1 tRNA gene and 2 rRNA genes are annotated in these 825 nt (G+C 48.0%); all 3 read right to left on the bottom strand.

The features are described 5' to 3' along the window. Window positions 1–304: ribosomal RNA gene (locus ACWA2B_RS27910) — 23S ribosomal RNA — on the bottom strand; the annotation flags it as partial. A gap of 242 nt (window positions 305–546) precedes the next feature. Beyond that, window positions 547–622 (bottom strand) — tRNA-Ala (locus ACWA2B_RS27905). Window positions 623–719: 97 nt separating this feature from the next. Next, window positions 720–825, bottom strand: a 16S ribosomal RNA gene (locus ACWA2B_RS27900); the annotation flags it as partial.

Below are 825 nucleotides of genomic sequence, written 5' to 3'. Positions count from 1 at the left end.
CCACAACCCCAAGGAGCAAGCTCCTTGGTTTGGGCTAATCCGCGTTCGCTCGCCGCTACTGACGGAATCACTATTGTTTTCTCTTCCTCAGGGTACTTAGATGTTTCAGTTCCCCTGGTCTGCCTCTCACTCACCTATGAATTCAGTGAGTAGTGACTGTCGATGAAGACAGCCGGGTTTCCCCATTCGGACATCCCCGGATCAAAGCTTGCTTACAGCTCCCCGAGGCCTTATCGTTGTTCGCCACGTCCTTCGTCGGCTCCTGGCGCCTAGGCATCCTCCGTGTGCTCTTTGTAGCTTAACCTAGACTTTTCTTTCCAAGAAAGAACATGTCGATGTTCGATAAAGAATGATTTTTGCCAGAGGCAAAAGATCTTTCCTTACCTGCTACCTTTATTTCACTTGTTTACACAAGATCAGCTTAAAGGAATATTCTAAAACGCAATTTCGTTTCGGTATCCAGTTTTCAAGGTGCAAGGCTGTTTGATTATCAATCAATCTCCAAGGAGTTAACGATTCTCATACAGTTTATGATGAAATTGTAATTGGTGGAGCCAAGCGGGATCGAACCGCTGACCTCCTGCGTGCAAGGCAGGCGCTCTCCCAGCTGAGCTATGGCCCCTCACAAGTTCCATCAAAACTGAACAAATGGAATGATGAATTTTGAAGCTTACACTTCATATTTGAATGTTTCCATCGCAGGAAACGATTCTCCATAGAAAGGAGGTGATCCAGCCGCACCTTCCGATACGGCTACCTTGTTACGACTTCACCCCAATCATCTACCCCACCTTCGGCGGCTGGCTCCCTTGCGGGTTACCCCAC

Source organism: Paenibacillus sp. CMM36 (assembly GCF_053570945.1).
This window is presented reverse-complemented; position numbering and strand designations above follow the sequence as displayed.